This window comes from Pseudomonas sp. FP818 (assembly GCF_030687335.1).
Classification (GTDB): Bacteria; Pseudomonadota; Gammaproteobacteria; order Pseudomonadales; family Pseudomonadaceae; genus Aquipseudomonas; species Aquipseudomonas shahriarae.
Genome location: NZ_CP117427.1, coordinates 5,387,052 through 5,400,976, shown reverse-complemented (window position 1 = coordinate 5,400,976; position 13,925 = coordinate 5,387,052). Strand labels below are relative to the sequence as shown.

Annotated in this window: 14 protein-coding genes; 8 read left to right on the top strand and 6 right to left on the bottom strand. The window is 61.4% G+C overall.

Going from position 1 to position 13,925, the window contains the following annotated elements:
* Window positions 1-88: 88 nt before the first annotated feature.
* Window positions 89-946 (top strand): formyltetrahydrofolate deformylase, encoded by an 858-nt coding sequence (gene purU / locus PSH80_RS24675; protein ID WP_057960830.1) that lies wholly within the window; start codon window positions 89-91, stop codon window positions 944-946.
* A 182-nt stretch (window positions 947-1,128) separates the two neighbouring features.
* Window positions 1,129-2,328 (top strand): formaldehyde dehydrogenase, glutathione-independent, encoded by a 1,200-nt coding sequence (fdhA, locus tag PSH80_RS24670; RefSeq protein ID WP_032858631.1) that lies wholly within the window; start codon window positions 1,129-1,131, stop codon window positions 2,326-2,328.
* A 72-nt stretch (window positions 2,329-2,400) separates the two neighbouring features.
* Here the strand turns inward: fdhA and PSH80_RS24665 are convergent, their stop codons facing one another.
* Window positions 2,401-2,859 carry an anti-sigma factor domain-containing protein gene (locus PSH80_RS24665; protein ID WP_220172577.1) on the bottom strand — a complete coding sequence of 153 codons (459 nt, stop codon included), beginning with the start codon at window positions 2,857-2,859 and terminating at the stop codon, window positions 2,401-2,403.
* 182 nt (window positions 2,860-3,041) lie between these two features.
* Here PSH80_RS24665 and PSH80_RS24660 point away from each other — a divergent pair, with 182 nt between their 5' ends.
* Window positions 3,042-3,611, top strand: a complete 570-nt coding sequence (locus tag PSH80_RS24660; RefSeq protein ID WP_200655941.1) for a DUF2780 domain-containing protein — start codon at window positions 3,042-3,044, stop codon at window positions 3,609-3,611.
* A 141-nt stretch (window positions 3,612-3,752) separates the two neighbouring features.
* The gene (locus PSH80_RS24655) at window positions 3,753-3,998 is read left to right on the top strand and encodes a hypothetical protein (RefSeq protein WP_057960828.1); all 246 of its coding nucleotides are present in this window, start codon (window positions 3,753-3,755) and stop codon (window positions 3,996-3,998) included.
* 41 nt (window positions 3,999-4,039) lie between these two features.
* On the opposite strand, the gene PSH80_RS24650 is transcribed toward PSH80_RS24655, so the two are convergent.
* A complete protein-coding gene (locus tag PSH80_RS24650) occupies window positions 4,040-4,918 on the bottom strand; it encodes an acyltransferase (protein WP_057960827.1) in 879 nt (292 codons plus the stop codon).
* Window positions 4,919-5,094: 176 nt separating this feature from the next.
* Here PSH80_RS24650 and PSH80_RS24645 point away from each other — a divergent pair, with 176 nt between their 5' ends.
* The 4 genes from PSH80_RS24645 to creD are packed head-to-tail and all read left to right on the top strand — an operon-like array spanning window position 5,095 to window position 9,180.
* A complete protein-coding gene (locus PSH80_RS24645) occupies window positions 5,095-5,595 on the top strand; it encodes an ATP-dependent zinc protease (protein WP_057960826.1) in 501 nt (166 codons plus the stop codon).
* A gap of 58 nt (window positions 5,596-5,653) precedes the next feature.
* Window positions 5,654-6,331, top strand: coding sequence for a two-component system response regulator CreB (gene creB, locus PSH80_RS24640; RefSeq protein WP_057440276.1), 678 nt, complete (start codon window positions 5,654-5,656; stop codon window positions 6,329-6,331).
* Window positions 6,331-7,770, top strand: a complete 1,440-nt coding sequence (gene creC / locus PSH80_RS24635) for a two-component system sensor histidine kinase CreC (protein WP_057960825.1) — start codon at window positions 6,331-6,333, stop codon at window positions 7,768-7,770. Before creB ends, creC begins: the two co-directional genes overlap by 1 nt.
* A gap of 51 nt (window positions 7,771-7,821) precedes the next feature.
* Complete coding sequence (gene creD, locus PSH80_RS24630; RefSeq protein WP_057440277.1) at window positions 7,822-9,180, top strand: cell envelope integrity protein CreD; 1,359 nt, start codon at window positions 7,822-7,824, stop codon at window positions 9,178-9,180.
* A 170-nt stretch (window positions 9,181-9,350) separates the two neighbouring features.
* On the opposite strand, the gene PSH80_RS24625 is transcribed toward creD, so the two are convergent.
* The 4 genes from PSH80_RS24625 to PSH80_RS24610 form a co-directional block, all read right to left on the bottom strand.
* Window positions 9,351-9,980 (bottom strand): glutathione S-transferase, encoded by a 630-nt coding sequence (locus PSH80_RS24625; protein WP_057440279.1) that lies wholly within the window; start codon window positions 9,978-9,980, stop codon window positions 9,351-9,353.
* Between the two features lie 164 nt (window positions 9,981-10,144).
* On the bottom strand, window positions 10,145-10,324 hold the full coding sequence (locus PSH80_RS24620; RefSeq protein WP_057440280.1) for a hypothetical protein: 180 nt from the start codon (window positions 10,322-10,324) through the stop codon (window positions 10,145-10,147).
* Window positions 10,321-11,424 (bottom strand): PepSY domain-containing protein, encoded by a 1,104-nt coding sequence (locus PSH80_RS24615; RefSeq protein WP_120734259.1) that lies wholly within the window; start codon window positions 11,422-11,424, stop codon window positions 10,321-10,323. Before PSH80_RS24615 ends, PSH80_RS24620 begins: the two co-directional genes overlap by 4 nt.
* A gap of 61 nt (window positions 11,425-11,485) precedes the next feature.
* Window positions 11,486-13,915 carry a TonB-dependent siderophore receptor gene (locus tag PSH80_RS24610; protein WP_305418605.1) on the bottom strand — a complete coding sequence of 810 codons (2,430 nt, stop codon included), beginning with the start codon at window positions 13,913-13,915 and terminating at the stop codon, window positions 11,486-11,488.
* Between the last annotated feature and the right edge of the window lie 10 nt (window positions 13,916-13,925).

Here is a 13,925-nt window from a genome sequence, read left to right as displayed (position 1 = left end):
TCTGAAAGAACCGAGTGGCTGATTTCAGGGCTGCTTCGCAGCCCAACGGGGGCAAGCCCCCTCGCCACAAAGGCCTGAGGATTCAAGTATGAGCCGCGCACCCGATACATGGATTTTGACCGCCGACTGCCCCAGCGTGCTCGGCACGGTGGACGCGGTCACCCGCTATCTGTTCGAGCAGGGCTGCTACGTCACCGAGCACCATTCGTTCGATGACCGCCTCTCCGGGCGTTTTTTTATCCGCGTGGAATTCCGCCAGCCCGACGACTTTGACGAGCAAGGTTTCCGCGATGGCCTGGCCACCCGCGGCGAAGCCTTTGGCATGATCTTCGAGCTGACGGCGCCGAACTACCGGCCAAAAGTGGTGATCATGGTGTCCAAGGCCGATCACTGCCTCAACGATCTGTTGTACCGCCAACGCATCGGCCAATTGTCGATGGACGTGGTCGCAGTGGTGTCCAACCACCCCGATCTCAAGCCATTGGCCGACTGGCACCAGATTCCTTACTACCATTTCCCCCTCGACCCCAATGACAAACCGTCCCAAGAGCGCCAGGTGTGGCAAGTGATTGAAGAGACGGGGGCCGAACTGGTGATCCTTGCGCGCTACATGCAAGTGCTGTCGCCGGAGCTGTGCCGCAAGTTGGATGGCAAGGCGATCAATATCCATCACTCGTTGCTGCCGGGCTTCAAGGGCGCCAAGCCGTATCACCAGGCATACAACAAAGGGGTGAAGTTGGTTGGCGCCACTGCGCATTACATCAATAACGACCTGGACGAAGGCCCGATCATCGCCCAGGGCGTGGAAGTGGTGGATCACAGCCACTATCCCGAGGACCTGATTGCCAAGGGGCGGGATATCGAGGGACTGACATTGGCGCGGGCGGTGGGGTACCACATTGAGCGACGGGTGTTCTTGAACGCCAATAGAACGGTGGTGCTCTGACTGACGCCATCGCAGGCAAGCCAGCTCCCACCGGGTGATATGTGAACCCTGTGGGAGCGGACTTGCCCGCGATGAGGCCCTCACAAACAACGCAAAAACAGCATCTGTAACCCGAGCACTCAAACGCGCTGCCCATCCAAAGGGGCAACGCAGTTCCATAAAAACAACAGCGAGGTGAAAGCATGTCTGGTAATCGTGGTGTCGTGTATCTCGGCAACGGTCAGGTCGAAGTACAGAAAATCGACTATCCCAAAATGCAGGACCCCCGTGGCAGGAAGATTGAACACGGCGTTATCCTGCGCGTGGTCTCCACCAATATCTGCGGCTCCGACCAACACATGGTGCGCGGCCGTACCACCGCCCAGACCGGCCTGGTGCTCGGTCACGAAATCACCGGCGAGGTGATCGAGAAGGGCAGCGACGTCGAGAACCTGAAACTCGGCGACCTGGTGTCTGTGCCGTTCAACGTTGCTTGCGGCCGCTGCCGCTCCTGCAAGGAACAACACACCGGCGTATGCCTGACCGTCAACCCGGCCCGTGCCGGTGGTGCCTACGGCTACGTGGACATGGGCGACTGGACCGGCGGCCAGGCCGAGTACGTGCTGGTGCCCTACGCCGACTTCAACCTGCTGAAACTGCCGGATCGCGACAAGGCCATGGAGAAAATCCGTGACCTGACCTGCCTCTCCGACATCCTGCCCACCGGCTACCACGGCGCCGTCACTGCGGGCGTTGGCCCTGGCAGCACCGTGTACATCGCCGGCGCCGGTCCCGTAGGCCTGGCCGCTGCCGCTTCCGCACGCTTGCTGGGGGCGGCGGTGGTGATCATCGGTGACGTCAACCCGATCCGCCTGGCCCACGCCAAGGCCCAGGGCTTTGAAATCGCCGACCTGTCCACCGACACCCCGCTACACGAGCAAATCGCCGCGCTGCTTGGCGAGCCGGAAGTGGACAGCGCCGTTGACTGCGTGGGCTTTGAAGCCCGCGGCCATGGCCATGACGGCGTCAAGGCCGAAGCCCCGGCCACGGTGCTCAACTCACTGATGGGCGTGGTGCGTGTGGCGGGCAAGATCGGTATTCCCGGCCTGTACGTCACTGAAGATCCAGGGGCGGTGGATGCCGCCGCAAAAATGGGCAGCCTGAGCATTCGTTTCGGTCTGGGCTGGGCCAAGTCCCACAGCTTCCACACCGGCCAGACCCCGGTGATGAAGTACAACCGCCAGTTGATGCAGGCGATCATGTGGGACCGCATCAACATTGCGGAGATCGTGGGTGTGCAGGTGATCAGCCTGGACGACGCGCCGCGTGGTTATGGCGAGTTCGATGCAGGTGTGCCGAAGAAGTTTGTGATTGATCCGCACAAGCTGTTCAGCGCGGCTTAACAGCAACAACCACTCGCCAATGTGGGGGCTGTGGGAGCTGGGCCCCCACATTGGCGATTGGGTGTCTGGGGATCAGCGGATCGCCAGCGCACCCTGGTACACCATCGGGCCGGTAGGCTGCTTGCTCACCGAGCCACCCTTGGTTTCCGAACTGACCATCAATTCCACCGGCTGGCTGATAGTTTCCTGCTGACGTGGGTTGAGGCCGATGATGCCTTTGCCATCCTCCGGCAACAGGCCCAAAGACACCGGCGTGCCGCCTGCAGGCAGGGCCCACAGTTCGAGGCTGCGGTCCGGTTCCGGCGCAGTGGCCGCAATCGGTTGGACTTCCAGGTAATCCTTGTGCGCCATGATTTGCGCCGCCGGCTGTTGGGTGCTGCTGACCAGGGTCGCTGCAGACTTGACGCTGTCCTGGGTGTAGAGCGCGCCGCCGATACCGGCAACCACCACCACGCAGACGCTGATGAACAGGCGCGGGCGGGTCCAGAATGAGGGCTTGTGCTCGATCACTGGGGGTTGGGACGCAGTCATAAGGCTCTTCCTGACAAGTTTTGTAGTGTGTTGATTGACCCTGTGGCTGGCGATGGGTTCCTAGTGGCAGTTTGATGGTGTCGGTTTTTGGGGCTTTTCTGAACAAATCTGTGAGCTGGAACAACCGGTGGGATGCTGGGTCAAACGGCTGCTTTAGCTCCTACATTTACGAGGTTGTCTCGATGAAGATTTCACGCGGTTTTGCCCTGTCCTGCCTCCTGACCGTGGCGGCCAGCCCGGTATTTGCAGCAGGCTTCAGCCTGGGTGATGTGGCCAACGCCGTTGCTGGCGCCCAGGGCACCAACAAGGCCGCCGCCTCTGCGCCGAGCGCACAAACCGCAGGTTTGCTGGGGGCGTTGACCAAACAGTTGAATGTCACCCCGGAGCAGGCCGTCGGTGGCACCGGTGCGATGTTGGGCCTGGCCAAGAACCAACTCAGCAGCACTGATTATTCGCAGTTGGGCAAAAGCGTGCCGGGCCTGGATAAGCTGTCGGGTGGCAACGCTTTGGGCAGCCTTGGGGCCTTGAGCGGCATGCTCGGCCAAACCGGTGGCAGCAAGACCAGCGGCCTCGATGGCCTGTTGGGGAACGTCAAGGACACCAACGACCTGAACACTGCGTTCAGCGCCTTGGGCATGGACAGCGGCATGATCGGCCAGTTTGCCCCGGTGATCCTGCAGTACCTGGGTGGCCAGGGTGCCGACAGTTCAGTACTGGGCAAGCTAGCCGGCATCTGGGGAGCGGGGAGCTGAAAAACACCTCGGTGTGAAGTCATCCAGGGAACTGAGCGGTCGGCTCTAACCACTGATCTACACCCGCCTGGAACTCGGCCTTCTCCTCCCCCAGCGAGGGGGCTCCAGACCGGGTGTCGTTCCCTTTAAGGAGATCTTCCAATGAGCGAATCAACAATATCGCGCAATTCATTCCCGGTATTTGGCAAACCCCCGGTCGACTACAGCAAGATGACCAGGGAGGAGTTCGAGAAGGCTGCAGGCATGAAGTTCATGTCTTACGATGAAATGATCAACGGCAATAAGCCTGACTCGGAAACGGGTCGTGTCTCCGGCGGCGCGGACGCCTCCGGGAGCGTTGCCGGTGTGGGTTTTAGTGCCGGTGCCGGGGCATCGATCAAGTTTTAAATGAACCAGCCTGCCAGGTGGCCGTCACGGGCTGCGACGAGTCACCTGATAAGCTCATCAAGGCGCGCATCCTTCTCCAGCCAGAGCTGGTTGACCCAGTTCTGGACGCTCTGGCGAAACGCCGGATCATTCTCGTAATCCCCCTGCCACAACGCCGGATCCAGCTCGCGGGTGCGGATATCAACAATCACCCGGGGCACCGCGCCGCTGATCAAATCCCAGAATCCTGGAATCCTGTCCTGTGGATAGACCACGGTCACGTCGAGGATCGCATCCAACTGCTCGCCCATGGCCGCCAGTACAAATGCCACGCCACCGGCCTTGGGCTTGAGCAGGCGAGTGAACGGTGAGTTCTGCTGGGCCCGCTTGGCTTCGGTAAAGCGCGTGCCTTCCAGGTAGTTGACCACCGTCACCGGCTGGCGCTTGAACAGCTCGCAGGCCTGTTTGGTGATCTTCAGGTCCTGGCCCGCCAGTTCCGGATGCTTGGCCAGGAATGCCTTGGTGTAGCGCTTCATGAACGGGTAATCCAGGGCCCACCAGGCCAGGCCCAGGAACGGCACCCAGATCAGCTCCTTTTTCAGGAAGAATTTGAAAAATGGCGTGCGCCGGTTGAGGGTCTGGATCAGCGCCGGGATATCCACCCAGGATTGATGGTTGCTGATCACCAGGTACGAGGTATCGACCCTCAGCCCGGTATCGCCGCGAATATCCCATTGGGTGGGGATACACAGGGCAAAGATCAGCTTGTCGATCTCGGCCCAGGTCTCGGCAATCCACATCACGGCCCGGGAGGCATAGTCCCGTGACCGCCCGGGCGCCACCAGCTTGAGCAGGGCGAAGACCATCAGCGGGCCGATCAGGATCAGCGTGTTGAGTAACAGCAGCAGTGTGACGAAACAGCCGGTGAGCAGGCGGCGCATAAGGAACTCTTGCAAACGGTTGGACGGGCCATGATAAGCAGCTTGAGTCTAGAGGCCAAATCGCAATTGACCTGACGAATGTTTCACTTTGTGTTGCGTATGCTGGGTAACGATCCAACTTCGGGCTGTGTTTGCAGTCTAGTATTGGCCTACTTACCTTCAAGGAAACCTCCTACGTGAAATCCCTCCTTGCCCTGTTAGCCGTGGTTGCCCTGCCCGTGATGGCCGCCGAGCCGACCCTGTACGGGCGCTACGAATATATCCAGTTGCCGGAAATCGGCGAGACCTTCAAGGCCAAGATGGACACCGGCGCGCTGACCGCCTCGCTGTCGGCCCGCGACATCCAGACCTTCACCCGCGATGGCGAGGACTGGGTGCGGTTCCGTCTCAGTGGCAAGGATGTGAGCAACAAGGTCTATGAACACAAAGTGGCGCGCATCAGCAAGATCAAGAACCGCGCCGACGAAGACGAAGACAAGGAAGACAGCGGCGTGGCCAAGCGCCCGGTGGTGGAGCTGGAAATGTGCCTGGGCAACGTCAAGCGCACGGTGGAGGTCAACCTCACCGACCGCAGCAGCTTCAACTACCCGCTGCTGATCGGCGCCAAGGCGCTGCGCGAGTTCGGCGCTGCGGTGAACCCGGCCCGGCGCTACACCGCCGACAAACCTGACTGCTGATTGACGCCGCACAAGGCATGGGGCACCGTTCACCTTTAGCTCCCAGTGCTCGGACGCCATGCCCCATATCCTGATTGTCGAAGACGAAGCGGCGATAGCCGATACGCTGATTTTTGCCCTGCAGGGCGAAGGCTTCACCACCACCTGGCTGACCCTCGGCCAGGCCGCGCTGGAGCATCAGCGGCAGACCCCGGCAGACATGCTGATCCTCGACATCGGCCTGCCGGACATCAGCGGCTTTGAAACCTGCAAGCAACTGCGCCGCTTCAGCGAAGTGCCGGTGATGTTTCTCAGTGCCCGCGACGGCGAGATCGACCGCGTGGTGGGCCTGGAAATCGGCGCCGACGACTATGTGGTCAAACCCTTCAGCCCACGGGAAGTGGCGGCGCGGGTCAAGGCGATCCTCAAGCGCGTGGCACCGGTGGCAGTGCCGGCCAGCGGCGGGCTGTTCCAGGTGGACCACGAGCGGGTGCAGATCCAGTATCGCGGCCAGTTGCTGGGCCTGACTCGCCATGAATTCCGCCTGCTCAATTGCCTGCTGGAACAGCCCGAACGGGTGTTCAGTCGCGAGCAGTTGCTGGATGCGGTCGGCGTGGCCGCCGATGCCGGCTACGAGCGCAATATCGACAGCCATATCAAAAGCCTGCGCAGCAAGCTGCGGGGCGTGGTTGCCGAGGCCGAGCCGATCCAGACCCATCGCGGCCTGGGCTACAGCTACAGCCCGAGCCACGCCTGATGCGCCTGGGGCTGCGGATTTTCCTGGTGTATGCGCTGTTTATCGGCCTGACCGGCTACTTTGTGCTCAACACCGTCATGAAGGAAATCCGCCCCGGCGTGCGCCAGTCCACCGAAGAAACCCTGGTGGACACCGCCAACCTGCTGGCGGAAATCCTGCGTGACGATGTGAAGAACGGCACCCTTGGCCAAAGCCTCTGGCCCACCGTGCTCAAGGCCTACGGCGAGCGCCAGCCGGGGGCAACCATCTGGGGCCTGGCGAAAAACCAGGTCAACCACCGCATCTATGTGACGGACGCCAAGGGTGTCGTGTTACTGGATTCCAGCGGTACGGCAGTGGGCCAGGACTACTCGAAATGGAACGATGTGTACCTGACCCTGCGCGGTGAGTACGGCGCCCGCTCGACCCGCAGCGATGCCGATGACCCGGCGTCCTCGGTGATGCACGTGGGCGCGCCGATCCGCGATAACGGGCAGATCATAGGCGTGGTTACGGTGGCCAAGCCCAACAGCTCGCTGCAGCCTTATGTCGACCGTACCGAGCGCCGTCTGCTGTGGTACGGCGCCGGTCTGGTGGCGCTGGGCTTGCTGTTGGGGGCCCTGTTGTCCTGGTGGTTGAGCGCGGCGTTACGGCGCCTGACCACCTATGCCCAGGCGGTCAGCGAAGGGCGTCGCGCCGAGTTGCCGCATTATCGTGGCGGCGAGTTGGCGCAGTTATCCACCGCTGTGGAGCACATGCGCACGCAACTGGAAGGCAAGGCCTATGTCGAGCGTTATGTGCACACCCTGACCCACGAACTGAAAAGCCCGTTGGCGGCGATTCGCGGTGCGGCGGAACTGTTGCAGGGGGAAATGACAGTCGCCCAGCAGCAGCGGTTCGTCGGCAATATCGCCAGTGAAAGCGCGCGCTTGCAGCAGTTGATCGAACGCCTGCTGAACCTGGCCCAGGTCGAGCAGCGCCAGGGCTTGGAGCAGCAGATTTCGGTACCGTTGGCCGCCTTGGTCGATGAGGTCCTCAAGGCGCAATGCGCGCGGATCGAGCAGGCCGGGTTGCAGGTCGAACGTCTGATCGAAGCCGACGTAAAGCTGTTTGGCGAGCCGTTTCTGCTGCGTCAGGCCCTGGGCAATCTGCTGGAAAATGCCCTGGACTTTACCCCGCCCGGCGGCACGCTGCGTTTCAGCGCCCAGGTGCGGCACCATGCTGTGGATGTGCGCCTGTTCAACCAGGCCGAACCGATCCCCGAATACGCCCTGCCACGCCTGAGCGAGCGTTTCTATTCCCTGCCGCGTCCGGTCAGTGGCCGCAAAAGCACCGGCCTGGGCCTGAACTTTGTCGAAGAAGTGATGAAGCTGCACGGCGGCTCCTTGCAGATCGGCAACGTGCCGGGTGGCGTGGAAGTGGTGCTGCATCTCCACACAGTCTCCACATTGCCCTCATAAATCCCCCACAGGCCGCCGCCAGACTCTCCCCATCAAAACAGGGAGAGACCCATGAACCGCAGCCTGCTATTCAAACTGGGCGCCATCGCGCTGCTGATCCTGCTATTGCTGATTCCGTTGCTGATGATCAACGGCATCATCAACGAGCGCCAGGAACTGCGCGACGGCGTCGTGATGGACATTGCCCGCAGCTCCAGCTACAGCCAGCAGGTCAGCGGGCCATTGATGGTGGTGCCGTTTCGCAAGACCGTGCGTGAGTGGAAGCTCAACGAAAAACTCAACAAACGCTATGAAGTGCTCAGTGAAGAACAGGGCCGCCTGTACTTCCTGCCGGAGCAGTTCGAGCTCGATGGGCAGGTGCAAACCGAACTGCGGGCGCGAGGAATCTACCAGGCGCGGTTGTTCCATGCCGACAACCGCATCAGCGGCCGCTTTGTGCTGCCGGCGCAAATGGGCATCAAGGAGGACTTTGCCGATTACAAGTTTGGCCAGGCATTTTTGGCGGTCGGTATCAGCGATATCCGCGGCATTGAAAACGCCCTGAAACTGGAGCTGGGCAGCCAGCGCCTGGAGTTTGCCCCGGGCACCCAAGTGAGCTTTCTCGGCGCTGGCGTACACGTGATGTTGCCGACCCAGGACAGTAAGAACCCCGCGCCGCTGGATTTTGCCTTCGACCTGCGCCTGCAGGGTACCGAGCAACTACAGGTACTGCCGGTGGGCAAGACCAGCAAGGTCAAGCTGGCCTCCAACTGGCCCCATCCGAGCTTTGTCGGCAACTTCCTGCCGGCCCAGCGTGAGATCAACGACCAAGGCTTCAGCGCCAACTGGCAGACCTCGTTCTTCTCCACCAACCTTGAGGAATCGTTGTACGGCTGTGTGGTTGGCAGTCGCTGCGAGGACTTCAACGAACGCAGCTTTGGCGTGAACTTTATCGACCCGGTGGACCAGTACCTCAAGAGCGACCGCGCGATCAAATATGCGCTGCTGTTCATCGCCCTGACGTTCGCCGGTTTCTTCCTGTTTGAAGTGCTCAAGAGCCTGGCGGTGCACCCGATCCAGTATGCGTTGGTGGGGGTGGCCCTGGCGTTTTTCTACTTGCTGTTGCTGTCGTTGTCCGAGCATATCGGCTTTGCCCTGGCGTACCTGATCTCGGCCAGTGCCTGTGTGTTGTTGATCGGTTTTTACGTGTGCCATGTGCTGCGCAGCGTGGCCCATGGGCTGGGGTTTTCGACGGGGTTGGCGGCACTGTATGGCTTGCTGTACGGGTTGTTGAGTGCCGAGGACTACGCGCTGTTGATGGGCTCGCTGTTGCTGTTCGGGCTGCTGGGTACGGTGATGGTGCTGACACGCAAACTGGACTGGTATGGGGTGGGCAAGCGTAAGGCGGCCGAGTTGGAGGTGATGCAATGATCGGGCTACGGGAGGATCAGCGGGAGAAGGCACAACTGGTGGGGAAAATTAACGCGCTGTTTCCGGAGTGGCGCGACACCTTTGTGGCTAATGGCCTTGTTGTGGCGAGGAGGCTTGCCCCCTCGCCACAACAAGCCTCGCTCGCCACCCATAACGGGTTGCTACAGGAATCAGGCCGGCGGCTGGGTCGCCAACATTGACGGCCGCTGACTGACCTCGGCGTACCAGGCGGCCAGTTTGGGATTGCTTGAACGCCACTGCAGGTCGGGGTGGCGGAAGTCCACATACGCCAGGGCGCAGGCGACGCTGATCGCGGCGATGTCGAAATGGCTGGCCAGTTCAGCGATAGCGTCCTGTTCCAATTCGGCCAGGGCGCGGCGGATTTTGTTGCGCTGCTCCTGCAGCCAGCTATCCCAGTGTTTGTCGGCCGGGCGCATGGCGGTTTCATAGCGTACCAATACGGCCGCGTCCATGATCCCGTCGGCCATCGAGGCCAGGGTCAGGCGGCGCCAGCGGGCCGAACCGTCCCGGGGGATCAGCGGGTTGCCGACATGTTGGTGGTCGAAGTAGTCGAGGATCACCCGGCTGTCGTGCAACACATTGCCATCGGCCAGGCGCAGGGCCGGGATCTTGCCCAGCGGGTTGCCTTCGTTCAACGCGGTGATCGGGTTGACCGGCGTGACCAGCACAGTCTCCAGGACAACGCGGTCTTGCTGGCCGGTTTCGTGGAGCAGCACCAGGACTTTGCGGACAAACGGCGAGGCAGGGTTGTGGAACAAGGTCATGCTGGGCGCGAACATGGGCAATCCTCGGAAAGGGTCGGCCATAGACTAGACAGTTGCGAGGTGACTGGCGAGGGGGATCTTGGTTGTTTTTGCGGGCCTCATCGCAGGCAAGCCAGCTCCCACATTTTGATGTGTGAACACTGCCAACTGTGGGAGCTGGCTTGCCTGCGATGGCGTCCTCACGGCCGCCGCAGCAACCCCCAGACACCGATTACCGACGGGATCCCCAGTCCAATCCAGCTCAGGGAATCCCAACCCCCATCCCCCAGCAACGCCGCAAACAGTCCGGCAGCACTGAGCAGCCCGATCCCCAGCGGCACCCCGAACACCTTCCAGAAATTCGATTGCCTTGGCCTCATGACTTGGCCGCCTTGCGCCGCACCAGCCACAGGTATACGCCGCTGCCCAGCACGATGATGGTCAGCACATCCAGCACCGCCCAGAGGATTTTCATCGGCATGCCGCCATAGTCGCCAAAGTGCAGGGGCTGGGACATGCCCATGGCGTCCATGTACCACGGCCGCCCGGCCACGGCGGTGACGCTCAGGTCGCTGGCGTCGATCAGCACCGGGGTCAGCAGGTGCGAGGTCAGGTGCGTGCTGCCTTTCATAAACACTGCGTAATGGTGCTCGCTGGAAAAGCGCGTACCGGGGAACGCAATAAAGTCTGGGGTCATGCCCGGCGCGGCCTGCTCAGCAATTTTCAGCAGGTCGGTGGCCGGCGCACGCGAGGTCAGCGGTGGCGCGTTCTTATAGGGTTCGATCATCGCGGTGAGGCTGTCACTGCGCCATGCGGCGATGATCAAGTCGGCACTGGCGCTGATCACCCCGGTGACGCCCACCACCAGGGCCCAGGTCAGGGTGACGACGCCGATCAGGTTATGCAGGTCCAGCCAGCGCAGGCGCGTGGACTTGTCCTGGCGCACCGTGGCGAACTTCAAGCGCCGCATAAAGGGCAGGTACAACACCGTGCCGGAAACAATCGCCAGCACAAACAGCACGCCCATAAAGGCCAGCAGCAACTTGCCCGGCAGGCCGGCGAACATATCCACATGTAGGCGCAGCAGGAACATCGTCAAGCCGCCATTGGCCGACGGCATCTCCACGCTTTCCCCGGTGCGCGCATCGAGCATAAAGGTGTGGGACGAATTGGGCTCGGTGCCGGCGGTGGCCGCCATGATCGCAACCACCCCGTTCTTGTCGTCCTCATCCCAGGCCAGGTACTGCATGGCTTCGCCCGGGCGATGGGCCTGGGCCTTGGCCACCAGTTGCTCAAGGTTGAGCTGCGGAGTATCGGCCGGCATCTGCTTGAGCTCGGGTTCGTTGCCCAGCAGGTGATCGATCTCGTGGTGAAAGATCAACGGCAAGCCGGTCAGCGCCAGCATCAGCAGGAACACGGTGCAGATCAGGCTGGTCCAGGTGTGGATGAAGGACCAGCGGCGGATGGTTGTGCTTTTCATTTTCTAGCCTTCAGACACACCAAAGCCGCCCACGGGGCGGCCTGGTTGTTAACTCAGCCGATTACCACTGGTAAGTGGCACTGGCGACGACGCTGCGCTGATCACCGTAGTAGCAGTAGGAGGCATCACAGGTGGAGATGTACTGCTTGTCGAACAGGTTGGTGGCGTTCAGTTTTACCGAGGCACCTTTGAGGCTGTTGTCCAGGCGGCCGAGGTCGTAATGCACCGCACCGTCGAATACGGTGTAGGCATCAGCCTTGCCTAGCCAGGTATTGCCTTGGTCGCCGTAGGTGTTGCCGGTGTAGCGGGCCCCAAAGCCGATACCGAAACCGTCGAGCACACCGTCGTGCCAGGTGTAGTCGGTCCACAGGGAGGCTTGCTGGTTGGGTATCAGTTGCAGGCGGTTGCCTTTGTAGATGCCTGTTTGCACCTCGGATTTGGCCAGGGTGTAGGCGGCGATGACCTTGAGGTTCTCGGTCACGTCAGACACCGCTTCCAGTTCCAGGCCCTTGACCTTGACTTCGCCGGCCTGGTCGGTGATCGACTCGCCAGCCGAGCCGAATCGAGTGACCAGCACGTTTTTCTGGGTCAGGTCATAGACCGCCGCGCTAAGCAGGGTATTGGAGCCAGGTGGCTGATACTTGACCCCCAGTTCCCACTGCTTGCCTTCGGTAGGTTTGTACGACTTGACCGGGTCGACGCTGGCGTTGCTCGCTGGCTGGAATGATTCGGCGTAGGACAGGTACGGTACAAAACCTGAGTCGAACACATAACTCAGTGCCGCGTTGCCACTGAAGTTCTTGCTGCGGTCGGTGTTGGTCGCGTCGCTCTTGTTGAGGTACGTGGTGCCTTGATGCACCCAGTCTTCACGGCCGCCCAGGGTCAGGCGCCATTTGTCCAGGGCCATCTGGTCTTGCACGTAGAGGCCGGTCTGGACGGTTTTTTGGTCGTAGTCGTAGTACGCATCTTTGCGCGCCGGGCGCTCAATTGGCTGCCCATAAACTGGTTTGTAGATGTTAACGGTCCCGGCGCCGCCGAAAATGGACAGATAGGAGGAATTAGTGCGCTGATGATCCAGGCCTATCAGCACAGTGTGGTTGATATTGCCGGTAGCGAAGTCGGCCTGGAAATTGTTGTCCACTGCAAACTGAGCGATGTCCTCGTCCACATTGGTCGAGGAACGGCTGATGTTGCCCTCAGCATCTACCTGGGACCAGCCGTGGGCACCGACAGTCAGCTGCTGAAACGACAACTCCGACTTGGTGTAACGCAGGTTTTGCTTGAACTGCCAGGTATCGTTGAAACGATGTTCAAAGGCATAGCCCAATGCGTAATAGGTACGGTCGTAGAACTCGTAGTCCGGGTCACCCAGGTTCTTATGGTGCGAGACCTCACCCAGCGGTGATTTGATCTTGGTGCCCACGATCGGCAGGAACTGGCTGGTGGCGCCGGTATCGTCGCGAGTGAACTGCGAGAGCACGGTCAGCTTGGTATCGGTATCAATGTTCCAGGTCAGGCTGGGCGCAATGTTGTAGCGCTTGTTGTCGATGTGATCGACCTGGGTGCCGGCATCGCGCACCACGCCGCTGAGGCCATAAAGAAACTGACCTTCATCGTCAATCTTGCCGGTGCTGGCGAAGTTGATCTGGCGATAGTTGTCGCTGCCGTATTGCACCTGGATGGCATTGCTCGATTCCGCGCTGGGGCGCCGGCTGACCATATCCAGCAGACCGCCTGGCGGGGTCTGGCCGTAGACCGACGAGGCCGGGCCGCGCAGTAGGGCGAGACGATCAAGGTTCCAGGTTTCCGCTTTCGGGTTGGCGTACACACCGCGAGGCAATGGCAGGCCATCGAGGAAATGGGTGGGTTCGAAGCCACGCACACGCATCCAGTCGTAGCGGGTATCACTGCCGTAGCTGGCGGACACGATTCCCGGCATGTATTTGACCGCGTCATCCAGGTTCTGAACGTTGCGGTCCAGCATTTGCTGGCGGGTGGCCACGGAAATCGAGCGGGGTGCTTCTACCAGGGCCGTATCAGTCTTGCTCCCCGCCGCCGTCCGCGTAGCAACATAACCCTCCACCGGCCCCCACGCGCTCTCGTAATTCCCCTGCCCGGTGATATTGGTCTCCGGCAGCGACACCACACCCTCTGGAATCGCCACCAGGGTGTAGGTGCCTGCGCTGCTCTGCTCCAACTGCAACCCCGTCCCACGCAGGGCCTCGCGCAGTGCGCCCGGTGCATCGAACTGGCCCTTGACCGGGGCCGAGGTCTTGCCGGCGGCCAGTGCCGGGCTGAGGGTCAGGGGGAGGCCAGCCTGGCTGGCGATCTGGTTCAGGGTGCTGGCCAATGGCGCAGCCGGCAGGTTGTAGGCGCGCACACTGGACGCCTGTTCGGCGGCGAACAGCGAGGTGCTGGTCAGCGGGGCGCTGAGGGCGATGGCCACGGCTAGCAGGCTGGGGCGCAACAAGGTGTCTAATGTGCGGGACATAGGGCGGCTC

Excerpts from the sequence above, each read along its gene's own strand:
- purU (WP_057960830.1), top strand. The coding sequence starts at position 89 with ATGAGCCGCGCACCCGATACATGGATTTTGACCGCCGACTGCCCCAGC.
- fdhA (WP_032858631.1), top strand. The coding sequence starts at position 1,129 with ATGTCTGGTAATCGTGGTGTCGTGTATCTCGGCAACGGTCAGGTCGAA.
- PSH80_RS24665 (WP_220172577.1), bottom strand. The coding sequence starts at position 2,859 with ATGACTGCGTCCCAACCCCCAGTGATCGAGCACAAGCCCTCATTCTGG.
- PSH80_RS24660 (WP_200655941.1), top strand. The coding sequence starts at position 3,042 with ATGAAGATTTCACGCGGTTTTGCCCTGTCCTGCCTCCTGACCGTGGCG.
- PSH80_RS24655 (WP_057960828.1), top strand. The coding sequence starts at position 3,753 with ATGAGCGAATCAACAATATCGCGCAATTCATTCCCGGTATTTGGCAAA.
- PSH80_RS24650 (WP_057960827.1), bottom strand. The coding sequence starts at position 4,918 with ATGCGCCGCCTGCTCACCGGCTGTTTCGTCACACTGCTGCTGTTACTC.
- creB (WP_057440276.1), top strand. The coding sequence starts at position 5,654 with ATGCCCCATATCCTGATTGTCGAAGACGAAGCGGCGATAGCCGATACG.
- creC (WP_057960825.1), top strand. The coding sequence starts at position 6,331 with ATGCGCCTGGGGCTGCGGATTTTCCTGGTGTATGCGCTGTTTATCGGC.
- creD (WP_057440277.1), top strand. The coding sequence starts at position 7,822 with ATGAACCGCAGCCTGCTATTCAAACTGGGCGCCATCGCGCTGCTGATC.
- PSH80_RS24625 (WP_057440279.1), bottom strand. The coding sequence starts at position 9,980 with ATGTTCGCGCCCAGCATGACCTTGTTCCACAACCCTGCCTCGCCGTTT.
- PSH80_RS24620 (WP_057440280.1), bottom strand. The coding sequence starts at position 10,324 with ATGAGGCCAAGGCAATCGAATTTCTGGAAGGTGTTCGGGGTGCCGCTG.
- PSH80_RS24615 (WP_120734259.1), bottom strand. The coding sequence starts at position 11,424 with ATGAAAAGCACAACCATCCGCCGCTGGTCCTTCATCCACACCTGGACC.
- PSH80_RS24610 (WP_305418605.1), bottom strand. The coding sequence starts at position 13,915 with ATGTCCCGCACATTAGACACCTTGTTGCGCCCCAGCCTGCTAGCCGTG.